This window comes from Alcanivorax sp. HI0044, assembly GCF_001634945.1.
Window position 1 is genome coordinate 1 of sequence record NZ_LWEZ01001789.1, and the last position, 679, is coordinate 679.

Annotated in this window: 1 pseudogene; it reads right to left on the reverse strand. The window is 59.2% G+C overall.

The annotated features are described in order from the left end of the window. A pseudogene (locus A3730_RS26740) lies at positions 1-679 on the reverse strand (malate synthase G); the annotation flags it as partial.

The window sequence follows — 679 nt, forward strand, 5'->3', positions numbered from 1 at the left end:
GCTGTTGCTCAGCTTGTTGATGTTCTTCAGGTCATGCATGGCGGCCAGCACGGTCACCATGCCATCCATGATCCCTTCCGGGGTTTCTTCCCCGTTATGCAGGATCGCCGGGTTGGTCATCAGGTGACCCACGTTACGGACCAACAGCAGTGAACGACCATGCAAAGTCAGGGAAGAGCCGTCCAGCGCGGTGTATTCACGGTCCGCGTTCATGGAGCGGGTCATGGTCTTGCCGCCTTTCTGGAAGCTTTCTTCCAGGTCGCCTTTCATCAAACCGGCCCAGTTGCGGTACACCTCGACCTTGTCTTCCGCGTCAACGGCGGCAACGGAATCTTCGCAATCCTGGATGGTGGTGATGGCGGATTCCAGCAGCACGTCTTTCATGTTGGCCGCATCGTCAGCCCCGATCGGGTGGCTGGCGTCGAACTGGATTTCCGCGTGCAGGTTGTTGTGCTTCACCAGCACACCAGTGGGTGCGGCGGCATCGCCCAGGTAACCCTGCAGCTGGGATTCGTCTTTCAGGCCGGTTTTTTCTGAACCCAGGGACACAACCAGCTTGCCGTCTTCGATGGCGTAACCAGTGCTGTCCTTATGGGAGCCGCTGGCCAGCGGGAAATAGTTGTCCAGGAAGTCACGGGCCCAGGCAATCACCTTGGCGCCGCGCTTCGGGTTGTAGGCG